At 57.1% G+C, this 17,540-nt stretch carries 15 protein-coding genes; 4 read left to right on the forward strand and 11 right to left on the reverse strand.

From position 1 onward, the window contains the following. The first annotated feature begins 7 nt into the window (after positions 1-7). Positions 8-1,462: an NAD-dependent succinate-semialdehyde dehydrogenase gene (locus tag IPJ12_07670; GenBank protein MBK7647019.1), complete on the forward strand. Its 1,455-nt coding sequence runs from the start codon at positions 8-10 to the stop codon at positions 1,460-1,462. After that, on the forward strand, positions 1,462-2,118 hold the full coding sequence (locus IPJ12_07675) for a hypothetical protein (GenBank protein ID MBK7647020.1): 657 nt from the start codon (positions 1,462-1,464) through the stop codon (positions 2,116-2,118). The genes IPJ12_07670 and IPJ12_07675 overlap by 1 nt, the downstream gene beginning before the upstream one ends. 4 nt (positions 2,119-2,122) lie before the next feature. Here the strand turns inward: IPJ12_07675 and IPJ12_07680 are convergent, their stop codons facing one another. Genes IPJ12_07680 through IPJ12_07725 form a run of 10 tightly spaced genes read right to left on the reverse strand, consistent with a single transcriptional unit; the run spans position 2,123 to position 12,702 of the window. Further along, positions 2,123-2,266: a hypothetical protein gene (locus IPJ12_07680; GenBank protein ID MBK7647021.1), complete on the reverse strand. Its 144-nt coding sequence runs from the start codon at positions 2,264-2,266 to the stop codon at positions 2,123-2,125. After that, entirely contained in the window at positions 2,266-4,191 is a 1,926-nt protein-coding gene (locus IPJ12_07685) for a DUF4178 domain-containing protein (protein MBK7647022.1), read from the reverse strand. The genes IPJ12_07680 and IPJ12_07685 overlap by 1 nt, the downstream gene beginning before the upstream one ends. 10 nt (positions 4,192-4,201) lie before the next feature. Further along, on the reverse strand, positions 4,202-5,209 hold the full coding sequence (locus IPJ12_07690; protein MBK7647023.1) for an SPFH domain-containing protein: 1,008 nt from the start codon (positions 5,207-5,209) through the stop codon (positions 4,202-4,204). Positions 5,210-5,227: 18 nt separating this feature from the next. After that, complete coding sequence (locus tag IPJ12_07695; protein MBK7647024.1) at positions 5,228-5,629, reverse strand: DUF350 domain-containing protein; 402 nt, start codon at positions 5,627-5,629, stop codon at positions 5,228-5,230. Positions 5,630-5,681: 52 nt separating this feature from the next. Then, positions 5,682-7,367: an EAL domain-containing protein gene (locus IPJ12_07700; protein MBK7647025.1), complete on the reverse strand. Its 1,686-nt coding sequence runs from the start codon at positions 7,365-7,367 to the stop codon at positions 5,682-5,684. Beyond that, positions 7,348-8,649: an HD-GYP domain-containing protein gene (locus IPJ12_07705; protein MBK7647026.1), complete on the reverse strand. Its 1,302-nt coding sequence runs from the start codon at positions 8,647-8,649 to the stop codon at positions 7,348-7,350. Before IPJ12_07705 ends, IPJ12_07700 begins: the two co-directional genes overlap by 20 nt. Positions 8,650-8,663: 14 nt before the next feature. Next, complete coding sequence (locus IPJ12_07710; protein MBK7647027.1) at positions 8,664-9,380, reverse strand: type III pantothenate kinase; 717 nt, start codon at positions 9,378-9,380, stop codon at positions 8,664-8,666. Next, entirely contained in the window at positions 9,377-10,168 is a 792-nt protein-coding gene (locus IPJ12_07715) for a biotin--[acetyl-CoA-carboxylase] ligase (GenBank protein ID MBK7647028.1), read from the reverse strand. Before IPJ12_07715 ends, IPJ12_07710 begins: the two co-directional genes overlap by 4 nt. Before the next feature lie 10 nt (positions 10,169-10,178). Then, positions 10,179-11,591 (reverse strand): nitrogen regulation protein NR(I), encoded by a 1,413-nt coding sequence (ntrC, locus tag IPJ12_07720; GenBank protein MBK7647029.1) that lies wholly within the window; start codon positions 11,589-11,591, stop codon positions 10,179-10,181. Positions 11,592-11,640: 49 nt separating this feature from the next. Further along, the gene (locus IPJ12_07725) at positions 11,641-12,702 is read right to left on the reverse strand and encodes a PAS domain-containing protein (GenBank protein ID MBK7647030.1); all 1,062 of its coding nucleotides are present in this window, start codon (positions 12,700-12,702) and stop codon (positions 11,641-11,643) included. A 99-nt stretch (positions 12,703-12,801) separates the two neighbouring features. Here IPJ12_07725 and IPJ12_07730 point away from each other — a divergent pair, with 99 nt between their 5' ends. Beyond that, positions 12,802-13,890 (forward strand): efflux RND transporter periplasmic adaptor subunit, encoded by a 1,089-nt coding sequence (locus IPJ12_07730; protein MBK7647031.1) that lies wholly within the window; start codon positions 12,802-12,804, stop codon positions 13,888-13,890. Between the two features lie 3 nt (positions 13,891-13,893). Beyond that, on the forward strand, positions 13,894-17,040 hold the full coding sequence (locus tag IPJ12_07735) for an efflux RND transporter permease subunit (protein ID MBK7647032.1): 3,147 nt from the start codon (positions 13,894-13,896) through the stop codon (positions 17,038-17,040). Here IPJ12_07735 and IPJ12_07740 read toward each other — a convergent pair. Then, the gene (locus IPJ12_07740; protein MBK7647033.1) at positions 17,037-17,489 is read right to left on the reverse strand and encodes a DUF4124 domain-containing protein; all 453 of its coding nucleotides are present in this window, start codon (positions 17,487-17,489) and stop codon (positions 17,037-17,039) included. The two genes, IPJ12_07735 and IPJ12_07740, sit on opposite strands and share 4 nt — an antisense overlap. Between the last annotated feature and the right edge of the window lie 51 nt (positions 17,490-17,540).

Genomic DNA, 17,540 nt, shown 5'->3' on the forward strand with positions numbered 1-17,540 from the left:
CAAGACCATGAACCTACAGAATACAGAACTTCTGCGGTCAAGCAACCTGATAGGCGGGCAATGGGTCGAAGCCGACAGCGGTGCCCGACTGTCCGTGATCAACCCCGCCACGGGAAACACGCTGGGTGATGTGCCGTTGTGCGGCGCCGCCGAAACCCGTCGCGCCATCGAGGCGGCGGATGCGGTCTGGCCGGCCTGGCGAGGGCTGACCGCTCGCCGCCGCGCCCAATTGCTTCAGGCATGGTTCAAACTCATCGTCGACAATGCCGAGGATCTGGCGCAACTGGTGACGGCCGAATGTGGCAAGCCTTTGTCCGAGGCCAGAGGCGAAGTGATCTACGGCGCATCATTTATCGAGTGGTTTGCGGAAGAAGGCAAACGGACTTACGGCGAAAGCATTCCTAGCCCGGCAGCCAACACTCGATTGATTGTCATCAAGCAACCGATCGGCGTCTGCGCCGCGATCACGCCCTGGAACTTTCCGCTCGCCATGATCACCCGCAAGGTTGCGCCGGCCCTGGCCGCGGGTTGCCCGGTGGTCGTCAAACCGGCTGAAGCCACGCCGCTCACGGCGCTGGCGTTGGCCGTGCTGGCCGAGGAAGCGGGGTTCCCCCCCGGCGTTTTCAATGTTGTCACGGGCAAACCAGCAGATATTGGTGGGGAGCTCTGCGCAAACCCGATCGTCCGCAAGCTCTCTTTCACCGGCTCGACTGGTGTTGGCCGACTGCTGATGGCGCAATGTGCCCCGACCATCAAAAAACTGTCGCTTGAACTCGGCGGCAACGCGCCTTTTATCGTTTTTGACGACGCCGACTTAAATGCTGCGGTCGACGGCGCTTTGGCGGCGAAATACAGAAATACCGGCCAGACCTGCGTATGCGCCAACCGCTTTCTGGTGCAAGCCGGTATCTACGAGGAGTTCGCGACAAAATTTGCCGAGAAGGCCCGCGGCCTGAAGGTGGGCGATGGCACCGAGGCTGGCGTCGTACAGGGTCCGTTGATCAATGCGGCCGGCCTGAGCAAGGTCGAAGCCCATGTGGCCGATGCCGTCGGCAAGGGGGCTCGCGTGCTGTGTGGTGGCGCCCGTCACGAGCGCGGCGGCAATTTCTTCCAGCCAACCGTGCTGGCTGACGTAACGACCGAGATGAAGGTAGCTCGCGAAGAAACCTTCGGCCCGGTGGCGCCGCTTTTCCGTTTCGAGACGGAGGCTGAGGCCATCGCCATGGCCAATGACACCGAGTTCGGCTTGGCAGCGTATTTCTTTACCCGCAATGTTGGCCGCTGCTGGCGCGTCGGCGAGGCGCTTGAATACGGCATGGTCGGTGTCAATACAGGGATGATTTCGAACGAGGTCGCACCGTTCGGCGGCATCAAACAATCCGGCCTTGGCCGTGAGGGTTCGAAGTACGGCATCGAGGATTATCTGGAAATCAAATATCTCTGCTTCGACATCAATACCTGATGGGCAAGCTCATCCTCGTCCTGCTGCTGGCACTGGCAGCCGTGCTGCTTTGGCGCAACTGGTGTCGGCAGCGGCGTGAGGCTTACATCAACACCTATCCACTTCATCGCATTCTCGACCAGCGGCTGGCGGCCCGCCGCCCGGAACTGACAGTCGAACAACGCATCGAGGTTTTCGCTGCACTGAGCGACTATTTTCAGCTCTGCCGCAAGGCGGGACGACGCATGGTCGCCATGCCATCGCAAGTGGCCGACGATGCCTGGCACGAGTTCATTTTGTTCACTCGCCAGTACGACAAATTCTGCCGCCATGCCTTCGGGCGATTCCTTCACCACACGCCGGCTGAGGCAATGAGCACGCCGACGCAAGCCGGCGATGGCATTCGGCGCGCCTGGCGCCTGGCCTGTGCGCACGAAAAAATCAATCAAAAAAGTCCGGAGCGTTTGCCCCGCCTTTTTGCGCTGGATGCGTCCCTCGGTATCGCCGGCGGATTCATCTATCAGCTTGATTGCCTGGCAGCGAGTGGTGGTACCGGTTCAGGTTATTGCGCCAGCCACATCGGATGCGGCGGTGATGGCAGCGGTTGCGCCGGAGACTCCGGCGCATCTGATGGCGACAGCGGTGGTTGTGGCGGCGGGTGCGGTGGCGGAGATTGACCAGCTACTTGTGATAAGTCCGGCCGCTGCCAGAAGCGCCATGCCCCGAATTTGCCACCGTATCAAACATGCTCCAGCCCTGCTGTTGGGCATAGACAAAGAGTAACAATGCAAAGACGCCGGAGGCGAGTGTGAACTTGTCAAACATCAGTCGTCCCCATCTGAATCGTCAGCGCTCTCCGGCGCATGATCACTTTCGGCCCAGCGACGCGCCTCGAAGGCGGCATGGCGCATGGCGCTAAAGACCGGAAAGATGATGATAAAGATCATCACCAGCACGAAATTTGACCAGCCCGCACCGGCTGTACGCACTTCGAGGGTATCGCGCACCGCTACCGGCTTGTCCTGTGCCATATCCGGGTCCAGCGTCAGATAGTAGGTGCCGGCCGGAATATTCAGGAAGACGATTTCGTCGTCCCGACTGCCCTCAGTCCATCGCCCATCGTCGTAGCCACTGTAAAACGACAATTCGCGTCCCGCCTGCCAGGCTGCGCCGGTGTTCTTGTTGACCAGCACCATGTCGAGTCCAATCCAGTTGTTGTCGAGTGAAGTCCGGTTCTTTACGGCTATCTTGCGTGGCTTGCCGGAAATCTCGAATTCGCGGGTCTGGACCTCCGCTCCTGGCTGTGGCTCGAACGTAAAATCCTGCCGCAGCAATAATTTGCCGCTGGAAAACAACACAAAAAAAGCCTGAAGCAGCATGGCTGCCAAGGCCAGTTTCCAGGACAAGCCCCATATCCGTCGATTTGTCTCACCCCAGGGATTCGGTTGATTGGCGAAAACCCCGATCGGCCGAAAAAGGATGTCCTTCAGTTTGAAAGCCTCCGCAATCACTTGCGGCTCGACGTAGCTGCCCTGCGACCAGGTCAAATCGTTGCCGGTCGATTCGCTGGACAACATCAACGGAGGCGCCACGTAATCAATCACGCGATTGGTTTCGCCCCGCCTCACCCGCCAAGTAAACTCCCCGGTAACCTGAATCACCTCGACAACAGGCGATGTCGAAAAATGCTTGAACGATTGCCCGCCAAAGCGAACGTTCTCCAGTTCAACGATCCCGCCGGCCGGCGGTTTGGACAGCACATCGACGACATTCCAGTGACCGTTGTATTCAGTCAGCCAGCGATAGGTGCCATTTTCGCAAGCCAGCAGGTATTCGCTCCAGTCGTAGGCAATGCCATCGACCCGGCATTGCTTGACGAGAAACCCGATCACTTCAAGCGCCTTGCCCTCCAGAAGTCCCTTGCTACCGAGCGGCACGCGCGGCGTATACCGCTCATCGCGCATCCCCAGCGACTTCGACAAGACCTTGTAACTCTGGTCCGTCGCATCGACCACTGCACCACAGGAAGCGCAGCCTACCGCCAGGATTTCCTGCGAACGAGCCGCCATCGGAGCGCCGCAACCTGGGCAACGGAAAACGCGAGCTTCGACCATCTTTGTCGGAATGGCCATGCCATCGCGAAGATTGCTCATCCGCAACGACCGGAAGTCGACCGCCTCGCCGACAAACAATAACGGTGGAGTTTCCGAATAATCCAGTGTTGCGAAATTTGCCTGATTTCTCAGGTCGACCGCAGCAACGGGGTAGCCGGCACCAACCTTGAATGGCAACTCACCCTGACCTGCGATGCATTCGGCGTTTTCGATATTGCTGACGGTCCATGCCTGGCTAGCGAGGGAAATCCGCTGCCCGATCTTTAACTGGTCAAAATCCGGCAAAGGTTCCCGAACCTGCTGCATGAAGGAAAGCACATATTCACCAGCCGCTTCCGACAACCAGCCATTCCGCATGTCGTCAAACAGCAGGTGCCATTCGTTCCACGTTCCCTGGCTGTACTCGATCTGGATACGTCCGATCAGCGCGAAATGAACCCCCTGATAGCTACCCTCCGCTCCCAGTTGCAGCGGCGAACGATCCTCGACCAGCGCCGCCATCTTGCCGATGTCTTCCAGATTCTGGTCGTGACGAACCAGCATGCTCTGACAGTATTCGCAGACGGCAAAGACCGAGGACGCCGACTTGAAAACAACCGGCGCCCCGCAGGATGGACATTGGGCGCTTAAAGCCACGTTGCTGCGGTCAACTCAATTTTTTGAGCAATTCCGCTTTTTTGGCATCGAACTCGGCCTGGCTCAGAATGCCTTTTTCGACCAGCCCATGCAGCTTTTCAAGGGTAGCCACGACTTCGTCTGCTGACACCGAGGCCGCCACCGCGCTGGCGGGTTGTGCGGCCGATGCCATTGCCTGCCCCATGACCTGACCAAAACCGATGCCCGCCCCCATACCGACGCCCATGCCGGCCATGCCGCCTTCGTTCTTTGCCGCCTCGGGAATGGCGTTGGCAACCTGGTACTGCGTGAAGCGTTGCATGTCACCGATCATGTTCATGCCGATCTTCTGGTCGAGAACCTTCTGCAATTCTTCCGGCAACGAGACGTTCTGGACAACCAGCGAATCCAGCACCAAGCCGTATTCGGCGAACATCGGCGCAGCCTTGGCCAGCATGGCCTTGCCGAACTCATCCTGGTTGGCCGCCATGTCAATGAATGGCACTCCGGATTCGCCGAACAGGTCAGTCAATCCGGCCACCATCGTGTTGCGCAGCTGACCTTCCAGCTCTTCCCGGGTGTAGGTATCGCGGGTGCCGGAAATTTTCTGATAGAAGGTCTTCGGATCAGTCAGGTGATACGAATAGATGCCGAAGGCGCGCAGGCGAACAATGCCGAATTCCTTGTCGCGGATCGTGATCGGATTGGGGGTGCCCCACTTTTGATCAAGCTGTGTGCGCGTCGAGAAGAAATAGACGTCCGACTTGAATGGGGACTCGAACAGCTTGTCCCAGTTTTTCAGGTAGGTCAGGACCGGTAGCGTCTGTGTCGTCAGCTTGTACATGCCAGGAACGAAGACATCGGCCACCGTACCTTCGTTGACGAACATTGCCACCTGCGAATCGCGTACCGTCAGACTGGCGCCATTCTGGATTTCCATTTCCGCCATCGGGTAACGCCAAGCCAGCGTACCGTCGCCACCCTCGGTCCATTGAAGGATGTCGATAAACTGCTTCTTGATGAAGTCCATCAAAGCCATGAAATTCTCCTTGAGTGATCAGGCAATGCAACCGGCATTAAGAATGCCAACGCCGAGGGAAAGTGAAGCGAGAAATATTCCGGAGGCAAGCTTGCCTTGCGGAATATTCAAATTGATCTGGGGCAGGGCAAATCGCGCCACTATGTAAGCCATGAGCTGTACGGCACAAGCCACAACGCCCCAGCCGATCATCACGTAGATGTTATGACTGGCCGCCACGGACACGGCAATCGGCAAGGCGTAGCCAACAATCGCGCCGGCCAGGCTAACAGCGGCCGCTGTATTGCCCTCGCGGATCAGGCGTAGTTCGTTGTATGGCGTGACAAGGACATACAACGCCAAAAATACGGCGAGCAGGACGATAGCCGTCGCGAAATAGCCTGCAAAGGCTGGCAAACTGTTGATAACCGGATCGAACATGGAATATCCCGGGAACAATGACAGCCGATTGTCACCGCTGACCCACATTTGTTCAAGCTGAACGGGCGAAATACCAAGTGATGAATTCGTCCCGCGGCATCGGCTTGCCATACAGGTAACCCTGCGCATCCTGGCAGCCGAGCGCCAATAACTGATCGCGTTGCTCAATGCTCTCGACACCTTCAGCCAGCGAGCACATCCCCAAGTCATGCGTAAGGTCGATGATGGCGCGGACAATCCGCAACCCTTCGGCAGACGCCGACATGTTGATTACGAATGAACGGTCAATCTTGATTTCATTGATCGGCAGAGTCGCCAGATAACTTAATGAAGAATAACCGGTACCGAAATCATCCAATGCCAGGCGCACCCCAAGTTCGCGCAGCTTCTTCATCACCGACAAACCAAGCTCACGATCGCCCATCATGGCGGATTCGGTCAACTCGAAGGTAAATCGTCCAGCAGGAATCCGCCAGGCTTCAAGGCACTGCGCGACCAACTCGGGAAGGTCTGGATCAAGCAGATCGCCCGCGGTCAGGTTAAGGGAAAGCGAGATATTGACGCCCGCAGCATCCAGAGCCGCACACTGGCGCAAGGCGGCCCGGATCAACCAGTCGGTGAACAAGGTTCGCCAGCCATTTTCTTCGATAAGTTCAACGATGATCGGTGGCGCCACCCAGTCACCGTTTCCCCGACGCCAGCGCAAAAGCAATTCAGCACCAAAACATTGCCCGCTAGCAGCATTGACCTGAGGTTGCATGTATAGCATCAGAGATTCATGGCGCAGGGCTTGTCTCAATTCCTCGGAAAGCTCATTGCGCAGCAACCAATGTTGTCGCATGCCGAGGTCAAACAACGCAAAAGCCTCGTTCGCCCCTTGCACACTCGCTCTGGCCAGACGTGCGGCAAGAATGACCTCCTCTGCGTCGCTCCCGTGCTCCGGCAGCATTGCCATTCCAATCTCAACATCAAGCATCACAGTACGACCACTCAGCAAGACGACCGGCTCGTCAAACGCCCGTCGAATATGCGTCGCCGCCAGTACCGGCTGGGCCATTGTTTTCACTTCAGGCAAAAGCAGAATCCACTCGCCTTCATGGCCGACAAAGGCCTGATCTTCTGGACGGAGCAAGCGCTTCAGCTGCTCGGTCAATAAACCTGGAATGGTTTGCAGTTCTGCTGCCGAAAAGTGCGAAAACGCTCGTCGATTGACCAGCGAAACCGATAGGACGGCGACAGCCCGATCAGCCTTGGCCATTTCCTGCAGCCGACGCATGGCCACGAACTCGCCAGACAACCCGATCTCGGAAAGTCTGGCCTCCTCCCCAAGCTCAATGGCACAACTGATAGCAGCCACCACACTACGTCGGAGGATGGCCAACAGATCCAGCTGAATTCGGCCCACCTGCTGCATATCGCCGAACAAATCTGCTTCACAGCGTGCTACCGCATGATTGAACATACTAAACATATCTGCGAGGGAAAACCCACTGCTGCTCAGCTTGTGCCAAGAATGCAGCCATTCACGCTGCCAGCCAATATCTGCGATCGATAATGGCAGTTCAGCGGTACGCTCGACAAATTTCTGGAGTGCTCCACTGCTGCCAAATCGCTCTGCCACCCACATCAATGCATCCTTCCACACTGACGTTAGGGCTCTGAGCGAACGCAGATCCTCTGGACTCAAGCCAAAGGCTGCGTAGTCGATATAGCCGGCGCTAGCCGAGGTAGTAGTCATTGCCAGCCAGTCCGTAGGCATTGTGTGGCAAGGCCTTGGCAATTCGCAGCGCGGCATTCGCGTCTTCTCGCAGGTCAACGACACGGTAAGAACGCACCAGTATCTTTGCTGCATCCAACATTACAACCACGCGCGGCTTCGAGCGCTTAACTCGATTTTGCTGGATAACCACCCCTACCTCACCAGTATTCAGTTCAACCAGTGTGCCAATCGGATAAAGGCCGACACATTGAACAAATTGCTCCATCAGGGCCGGACTAAACAGTTTGCCTCGCAAATTGTGCAATTCCTCGAGCGCCTCCTGATGACCGAGCGCTGTCCGGTAGGGCTTGTCCTTGAGCATGGCACAGAAGGAATCAGCGAGGCCGGCAATCTCCGCTGCCAAGCCAATCTGTTCGAATTTCAACCCGCGCGGATAACCGCTGCCATCCCAGCGCTCATGATGGCGAGACACCGTGAGAATTACTCCATGCGGCAAATTTGCCTGTGAGTAAAGCATTTCCAGCGAACTCGCAACATGCGAACGAACCACTTTAAGCTCGGCGACCGAGAATGGCTCCTTTTTAGACAGCAATTCATGGGGAAGCTGTATTTTGCCGATGTCCTGCATCATTCCTGTCAGCCCCAGTTCGAGCAGGCGCTCATCGCGCCAGCCAACATGGGTCCCGAGTAGAATCATGTTGACCGCCACGTCCATCGCATGATCGAAGCTGTACTGGTCATTTTGCTTTAGCCGAAGCAACCACATCACTGCGTCGGGATTGCGTTGCAGGCTGCCCGCAATTTCGCTTAAGCCCTCGCGAATAAGCGCGATATCGATTTCCTGCCCATCGGAAAACAACTTGAATGCGTCCTGCAAGGCATTTGCCAAAATATCGTATTGAGGCTCGATGCGTGCAAGCTCCCGAGACAGCTCTCTAGCTTGATCATTGTCGCTTTGGCTGTGCAGAAAATCCAGAAAACGGCGCCGACGTGACTGGCGCTTTTCCGAAGTAAGCGACATGGCTTCATGCTGGCTAGATTTCCGTTCGTCAATGCGATCGCTCTGAAATGGCGAAGCCTTTAGTGGTGCATCTTTTTCGTGCTTCGTTGGGACATAGTGTTCATTTAACGAACGTGTACGGTCGATGTAAACGAAACGGCATTTGGATTGGAAAATATCCACTTGATCCGGCGTGGAAATAACAAAGCCCTGGAAGGCAAAGTTGAACTCTGTCCAAGGACAATCAGGCTCCGCAACGAACATGCCAATCTTGAGATCAGCGACCGATACAATTTCCATCGTCATTTTTCTGGTTATTGCTCAAGCGCCAGCCGCTTCAAGCCATCAAGCGGAAGATTGTGCGTGACCTTGTGAGGAATAACAAGATGATGCCCAATCAGCTCTGCGTTTCCTCCCGACAACAAACAGCAGGCGCCACCATCTGCCAGGCGGACAAATGCTCGCTCTATCGCCCCGGCCTGCGCTTCAAGCCCCCCCGAAACTATTGCATCATCGGTACACTGCGGGTAAGCGGCATACCCACCATTCGCAAATGGCAAGGCTGCCGTTTCACGTGCCAGCGATCGCCGCATCAACTCCGGCCCAGGCAAAATAAAACCACCGAGAAATTCACCTTCGGCGTTCATCGTGTCGATCGTGGTTGCCGTACCCGCCATGACCACCAACACCGCCGAATGGCTCATGCCGCGCGCACCGATTAGCGCGCACCAGCGGTCGACGCCGAGTTGCTCGGGATTTCGATAGCGATTGGTTACGCCACATCGCGAAAATTCGGAAGTCACCTCCCAAAACACAGGCGACCACCTGCCAAGCTGTTCACGAATCCGCCCCCCGGCCACCGTACCTGCCACATTGGCAAGTACCACTTTATCGGGATTTGGCCAATCGAGAAGCAGACGCGCCAGTTGCTCAACATCGGCATGAGCAACTGCGCCTTGGGCCAGCCACTGTGCGCCATCATGTACGCCCCATTTGATGCGGCTATTCCCGCTGTCGAGACAGACAATCATGCTCGACGCAGGCTGACATCACCTGAAAATATGCGCTCGACATCGCCGGTCACGTCAAGCAGGAGCGCGCCGTCGGCATCGACACCCAGGCAACGTCCGATTTTCGGCACCGCACCCTCCCCAAGGATTTGCACCACCAAATCCTGCCAGGCGTGATAACGCTGCCATTCCGTTTTTAGGCCAAAAAAGCCGTCGACCGCGAAATCGTCCAAAACACGAGCGAGTTGAACCAGGATTGCCACCAATACATCGTGTCGATCGAGGGGGTGTCGACAAGCCTGGCTCAAACCAGCCGCCGGCTGCGGGAGATCATCCGTCGGCGGCGCCAAGTTGAGGCCAATGCCGACAATCACCTGTGTTCCACGCCGATCAGAAACAACCTCAATCAAAACGCCGGCCAGCTTGGCGAAACCATCACCAGAACGAAGCAGCACATCGTTAGGCCACTTCAGACAAACCCCCGCAGCACCCAGACTCTCCATTGCACGCGCCAAGCCGACACCAACCGCCAGTGACAATCCGCTCAGGCTTGCTGCGTTGCCCGAGAAGCGCCATAACACCGAGAATGTCAGACTGGATTCCGGCGATGACAACCAGTTTCGCCCTCGTCGACCGCGACCAGCAGTTTGCTTGTCGGCCACGATTACCGTTCCATCCGGCACACCATGCGCAGCACGACGCATCAATTCACTGCTGCTCGAATCGCACTCATCCAGCGCGTCAACATTGAAGCGGCCGGCCAGAATACCCAGCCTTCCCTTCAGCAATACGGGGTCTATCAGTGTCATGCAGCGGATTTTACTCCGCCGCGTGATCCTTGCTGCCGTCGATGCCCAGTTCAGCGATCTTGCGAGTAATGGTATTGCGGCCAATCCCAAGTGCCTGCGCTGCCTCAATCCGCCGACCACCCGTGTGCGCCAGTGCGCGCGAAATCAGGATGCGCTCAAAGACCTGTGAAAGAACACCATGAATATCCGGCACACCACGCGCCAACATTCGATCAGCTTCGCCAGCGAGCGCACTTTCCCAGTCGGTCGCCAACGATGATGGCGTCGCATCGCGCAACTCTCCTGGCAGATCACCTATCTCGACCTGCTGCCCTGGTGCCATCACAGTCAGCCAGTGACACAGATTCTCCAATTGACGGACGTTACCCTGAAAATCCAGACCGCTTAGATACTTGAGCGCTGGATCAGACAGTCTCTTGGTTTCGACACCGAGCTCCCGTGCACTTTTTTGCAAAAAATGCCGGGTCAGCAGCGGAATATCCTCACGGCGCTCACGCAATGCCGGCAGGCGAATGCGAATCACGTTAAGGCGGTGAAACAGGTCTTCGCGGAACAGGCCATCTCTGACACGCGTGTCGAGATTCTGGTGCGTAGCGGCGATGACCCGTACATTTGCCTTGATCGGGGAATGTCCGCCAACTCGGTAAAAGTGTCCGTCAGACAGCACCCGCAATAACCGCGTCTGCAATTCGGATGGCATATCGCCGATTTCATCAAGGAACAGCGTACCGCTTTCCGCTTGCTCGAAACGTCCACGACGCTGGGTCTGAGCGCCGGTGAAAGACCCACGTTCGTGCCCGAATAGTTCGGACTCAAGCAAATCCTTCGGAATGGCCGCCGTATTGATCGCGATAAACGGCTTGTCAGCTCGCGGACTATGGCGATGCAGGGCACGCGCCACCAATTCCTTGCCGGACCCTGACTCGCCTGTGATCAGCACCGTAGCGTGAGAGAGCGCGAGTCGACCGATGGCCCGAAAGACCTCCTGCATGGCAGGCGCCTGACCAAGTATCTCCGGGACCAAGCCCTCCTCCTCGGCTGCACCGCTTTGGTGCATCGATTCATCAATGGCTCGTCGAATCAGCTCAACCGCCTGATCAACATCGAATGGCTTTGGCAGGTATTCGAAGGCGCCTCCCTGGAAGGCAGCCACTGCACTTTCCAGATCGGAATAGGCCGTCATGATGATGACAGGCACCGACGGAAATCGAGTTTTAACCTCCTGCAGCAACTCCAGACCGGACTGCCCCGGCATGCGGATGTCAGACAGCAGCACCTGTGGCGGCTCGATACCCTGTTCAAGCTGCGAAATAGCCTCGCTAGCCGATGCGTAGCTTTTAAACGGAATTCCCTCGCGCGCGAGGGTCTTTTCCAAGACCCAGCGGATGGAGCGATCGTCGTCTACGATCCAGACAGGTTTCATATTTTCGTGGCTCATCTTGTCATCGGTATGACTACCACCAAAGCAAGACTCAAGCCTGCTCGACCGGCAGCTTCAGCGTGAAGACCGTATTACCGGGCCGACTGAAACAATCGATGGTTCCGTGATGATGCTGGATAAAATTCTGGGCGATGGTCAACCCCAAACCGCTCCCTCCCTCACGCCCGGAAACCAAAGGGTAAAACATCCGTTCACGGATCGCTTCGGGAATCCCCGGGCCGTTGTCGATGACCTTGATCTCCAAAGCCAGGCGATAACATTTTTTGGCTAGCGTTACCTGCCGCAAGGATCGGGTTCGCAGCACGATATCCCCCTCACCGCCCATGGCCTGTGCCGCATTTCTGGCTATATTCAGCACAGCCTGGATTAACTGTTCGCGGTCGCCAATCAACTCCGGCAGACTGGTATCGTAGTCCCGCTGAAAATGCAGAGACCCGGGGAATTCAGCCGTCAACAGGCTGCGCACCCGTTCCAGAATTTCATGAATATTGACCGTCGTCGGCAACATGGCCCGATGCGGCGTAAGAAGGCGCTGCATCAGATCCTGTAGACGATCAGCTTCCTTGATGATGACTTGCGTGTACTCCTTGAGCGATGGATTGCCCAACTCATGCTCCAGCAATTGAGCCGCCCCCCGAATGCCACCCAGTGGATTCTTGATTTCGTGGGCCAGATTACGGATCAGTTCACGACTGACCTGCTGCTGCTCGATCAGACGCTCTTCTCGCGTCGACGCCAGATGGTGCTGAATCGGCTGCAACTCAAGCAGCAGGCGAACCCCCGGCGCGATATCCGGACGCAACGGCGTAACCGTGCAGTTGATGTGAAGCACTTCACCATCACTGCGCTTCAATTCGACATTCTGACCGGTGTAACCCCAGTTATTGAGCAAGCCATTATTGAGAGCCCCCTGAAGGGTCGCCGAGCAGGTACACACTGCGGACAAGGTTTTACCGATCACCGCACGGCTGCTCACCGCCAGGAGATTTTCCCCCGCCGCGTTAACGTAACGGATAGCGAGCTGCTCATCGATCAACAGCACGGCAGAGGCCAGCAAATCGAGGCCGGCAAAGGAAGCGTGAGTGACATTCATGCCCGATATTGTAGCCAGTTGAGGCTCAATCCTGATGACAACTTGCGTTACTGACCAATCGTTCATTATCATGCAGGTCTGGCAACCGGACCCGGAACAATGTTCAAGACCACCGCATGCTTTATACCGCTGCTGCTTGGCGCAACCGCGCTCTTGACCGGCTGTCAGGAGAATGACCCACCGCCATCAACAGCTCGGGTTGTTTTGGTACAAGCAGCGGCCGAGACGCCCTCCACAAGCGCTGTCTATACGGGCGAGATCCGCGCCCGACATGAAATCGACCTTTCCTTCCGCGTAGGTGGCAAGATCGTAGCGCGGCTGGTCGATGCAGGGGCCGAAGTCAAGGCCGGACAGCCACTTGCCCGCCTCGATCCCAATGATTTGGAACTTGCCGCAAGCGCCGCTCGCGCGCAGTTAAGCGCTGCAGAAAGCGACCACACCACCGCCCGATCTGAACGCGAACGATACGCCGATCTGCTCTCCCGTAAATTTGTCAGTCAAGCGGCATTTGATGCCAAAAATAATGCACTCAGCAGTGCCAGGGCTCGCCTGGAGCAAGCCCGTTCGCAGAGCCGGATAGCCGGCAACCAGTCTGTGTATGGAACCTTGAGTAGCGAAACCCCGTCCGTTGTCACCGCAGTCGTTGCCGAAGCGGGACAGGTGGTCGGCGCAGGCCAAACCGTGTTGCGCATTGCTCGACCGGATGAAAAAGAGGTAGCCATTTCGATTCCGGAAAACCGGATCGCTGAACTGAAGGCGGCAAAAAATCTCGTGGTCAGCCTGTGGGCCGCCCCGAAAATCGCCATGCACGGCGAATTGCGGGAGCTTTCACCTGCAGCCGATCCTGCAACCCGCACCTACGCGGCGCGCATCAGCATACCCAAGGCACCGCCGGAAGTCCGTCTCGGCATGACGGCCCGTGTCGCGCTGGACGGTAGCGCCGAGTCAACCTTGCTGGTTCCGCTAAGCGCGGTCATCGACCTCGGGCACGGCCCAATGGTACATATCGTCAAGGATGGCAAAGTTCTCACGCGCTCTGTTCAGGTTGCCAGGTTTCGCGAGGATGGCGTTGCACTCGCCGGAGGCGTGGAAGCCGGCGAACTGGTTATTGTCAGCGGCGCAGGAAGGCTGGTCGATGACCAGGAAGTTCAGCCCAAGCCCCTGACCCCGGCGGATCGGCAGCGCTAAGCCGTGAGCCACCGCTTCAATCTTTCAGACTGGACGCTCCACCACCGAACGCTGGTCGGCTATTTTCTGTTGGCCATTGCCTTGATGGGCGTGATCGCCTTTGGAAGACTGGGCCAGGCCGAAGACCCGCCGTTCACGTTCAAGATCATGGTTATCCGCAGCCTCTGGCCGGGTGCCACGGCCCGTCAGGTTGAACAACAGCTCACCGATAAAATTGAAAAAAAATTGCAGGAAATGCCTTATATCGAGCGCGTCTCCAGCTTCTCCCGTCCCGGCGAATCGACCGTGTTGTTCGTCGCCAAGGACAATACCCCACCCAGCGCTGTACCCAATGTCTTCTATCAGGTTCGAAAAAAGATCGGCGATATCAGGCACACGCTACCCGCCGGGGTTCAAGGACCCTTTTTCAATGACGAATACGGTGACGTTTTTGGCAATATTTTCGCGCTGACCGCGGAAGGCTTCGATTATCCGCAGCTAAAGGACTTGGCCGAGCGTATTCGCGACGAATTATTGCGTGTGCCGAATGTTGGCAAGGTAGAAATCTTCGGCATCCAGGATGAGAAGATTTTTATCGAGCTGTCAAACTCAAAGCTCGCTACGCTGGGCATCGACCAGACAATGATCGTTCAGGCCCTGAACCAGCAGAATGCTGTAGCGGGCAACGGCTTTTTCGAGACCCGGAGCGAACGCATCCAGATCCGCCCCGGTGGCGCTTTCAACAGCGCCCAAGCTGTTGCCGACACCCCGATCCGCGTCGGCAACCGAAGTTTCAGGCTCGGCGATATCGCCGATGTCCATCGCGGCACCGTCTCTCCGCCCGCCACGCAGGTTCGCTTTGGCGGCAAACCGGCTATGGCGATCGGTGTATCCATGACTACGGGGGGCGATATCATCCAGCTCGGGAAGGATTTGAATGATCACGTCGCCGCATTGCAGGCAACCCTGCCGATTGGCGTCAATATCGGGGTTGCCGCCAGCCAGCCAGAGGCCGTCGAACGCTCTGTCCAAGCCTTCACACACGCACTTGCGGAAGCGGTGCTGGTAGTTCTTCTCGTCACCTTCATCAGCCTCGGCGTCCGCACCGGGATGGTGGTCGCCATCTCCATTCCGCTGGTGCTGGCCGCCACTTTTCTAGCCATGGATCTGTTCAATGTCGGCCTGCACAAAGTTTCACTCGGCGCATTGGTGCTGGCGCTTGGCTTGCTCGTAGACGATGCGATCATCGCGGTCGAAATGATGTGGGTAAAGATGGAACAGGGCTGGGAACGCACCCGCGCAGCATCTTTCGCCTACAGCAGTACTGCCGGCCCGATGCTTTCCGGCACACTGGTCACCGTTGCCGGATTCATTCCGATTGCCTTGGCCAAATCCGCCGTCGGCGAATACGCTTTCGCATTCTTCCAGATCAACGTTGTCGCCCTGCTGATTTCTTGGCTGGCCGCTGTGATCGCCATCCCCTGGCTCGGCTACAAGCTGTTGCCCGACCCTCGCGCCGTGCGCCAGACGAGCCGTTTCGAACAACGCCTGCCGCGCCTTGCCCGACTGGCAGACAAACTCGGATTGAACAGCCCGGCCCACAGCGAAGATCACGATGTCTATAGCACACCGTTTTATGCCCGCTTTCGCCAACTGGTCAATTGGTGCGTGAGTCATCGCTGGCTGGTGATTGGCGTCACGCTCGCGTTGTTTGCACTATCCATCGTCGGCATGTCCAAGGTCCAGAAGCAGTTTTTCCCGAATTCGACACGCCTCGAACTCAATGTTGAACTGCGTCTGCCGGAAGGCGCCTCGATTGAAGCGATCAATGCCGAAACCAAGCAACTCGAGGCATGGCTGGAGAAGGACAAGGCTGAATTTGACCAATTCGAACATTACATCGCCTACGTTGGTTCCGGCTCGCCACGCTACTACCTCGGCCTTGATCAACAACTGGGCTCCAGCAACGTCAGCCAGCTCGTCATCGTCACACGTGATGTCGAAGCACGCGAAGCCTTGCGCGGTCGACTGGTCAAACTGTTCGAAAACGGAAGTTTTGCCGCTCGCGGCAATATCGCCCGCATCGAAAGCGGTCCCCCAGTCGGCTACCCCGTGCAATACCGCATCTCTGGCGAAGATTTCGCTACACTGAGAAATGCCGCCGTCCAGATAGCCGCCGTCATGCGCCAGATCCCGGAGCTTTCAAACATCAATACTGACTGGAGCGAGTTGTCAAAGTCCGTAGAAATCGAGATCGATCAGGACAAGGCACGGCTACTTGGTGTATCCACGCAGGACATTGCTGCGTTGCTCAACATGTCTCTGAATGGCTATTCCGTTACCAGCTATCGAGAGGGAGAAAAGAGCATCGACGTGGTGCTGCGCGGCGATCGCGAAGAACGCAGCCATCTCTCGTCGCTCGCCGATCTTTCGGTACCGACACGAGCGGGAAAAAGCGTCCCACTGAGCCAGATCGGTCGGCTGAAACCAACGTTCGAACCCGGCTTGATCTGGCGACGCGACCGACTGCCAACCATCACCGTACGCGGCAATCTATATGGCAAGACTCAACCAGCCACCATCGTCGACCGCATCAAACCCGAAATTGCAAGCATCCAGTCCGCCCTGCCGGAAGGCTACCGAATCGCCACCGGCGGCTCAGTCGAGGAGTCATCAAAAGGCTCCGGCTCGGTGATGGCCGGTATCCCGCTCTTTGTACTGGCGGTGATCACCATTCTGATGATTCAGCTGCAGAGTGTCTCTCGCGTCATCATGGTGTTGCTCACTGCACCACTTGGCCTCATTGGCATTGCGCTCTTCCTGCTTATTTTCCGACAGCCGTTCGGCTTCATGGCCTTGCTGGGAACGATCGCACTGTTCGGCATGATCATGCGCAACTCGGTAATTCTGGTTGATCAGATCGAACAGGACTTGGCGGCCGGCAAACAGCGCTGGGTGGCGATTGTCGAATCGACCGTACGGCGCTTTCGACCCATCGTATTGACGGCGGCTGCGGCCGTACTGGCAATGATCCCGCTATCGAGGAATGACTTCTTCGGCCCCATGGCCGTCGCCATCATGGGCGGCCTGATCGTTGCCACGGCACTGACGCTGCTTTTCCTGCCTGCCCTCTACGCGGCCTGGTACAAGGTCAGGCTGCCAGCCCCCTAACGCTGGCTGGCAAGCTCTTTCTGGATCGCCTGAATGTTGCGCTCATGCTGCGCAACTCGCTCCCGATAAGGCACCACGCGGTCGCTTGTGCCACCACGCGAGGACTCCTGCTCGGCAAGATCCTTCCTTGCCTGCTCAAGGCTGCGCTGCTCTCCTGCCAACTCCTGCTCAAGGATATGCCGCCGATCACCGTCACGGGCTCGCTGCGTGTCTTCCTGCACACGGGGGAAACCCGAAGGTGAAGGATGAGAAGCCGCACTTGCCGCCTTTGCCCTGGGCGGAGCAGGCATGGAATTTTCGGGGCTACTGGAAATGACCTTGCAGTTCTTGTCGATCCGGGAACTGGCGTAAGTGGTGCCACCATTGCCATCGATACATTTATAAATAGTCTGCGCCGAAGCCGATAACGGCAATAAAACAACAATCAGGGCAAGCGGACTACGTGTCATCGTCATCGTTCCTCGTAATTTTTTAGTGTACCGGACTTAACGGCTGACTCT

The sequence above is a fragment of the Betaproteobacteria bacterium genome (genome assembly GCA_016709965.1).
Classification (GTDB): domain Bacteria; phylum Pseudomonadota; class Gammaproteobacteria; order Burkholderiales; family Rhodocyclaceae; genus Azonexus; species Azonexus amarohabitans.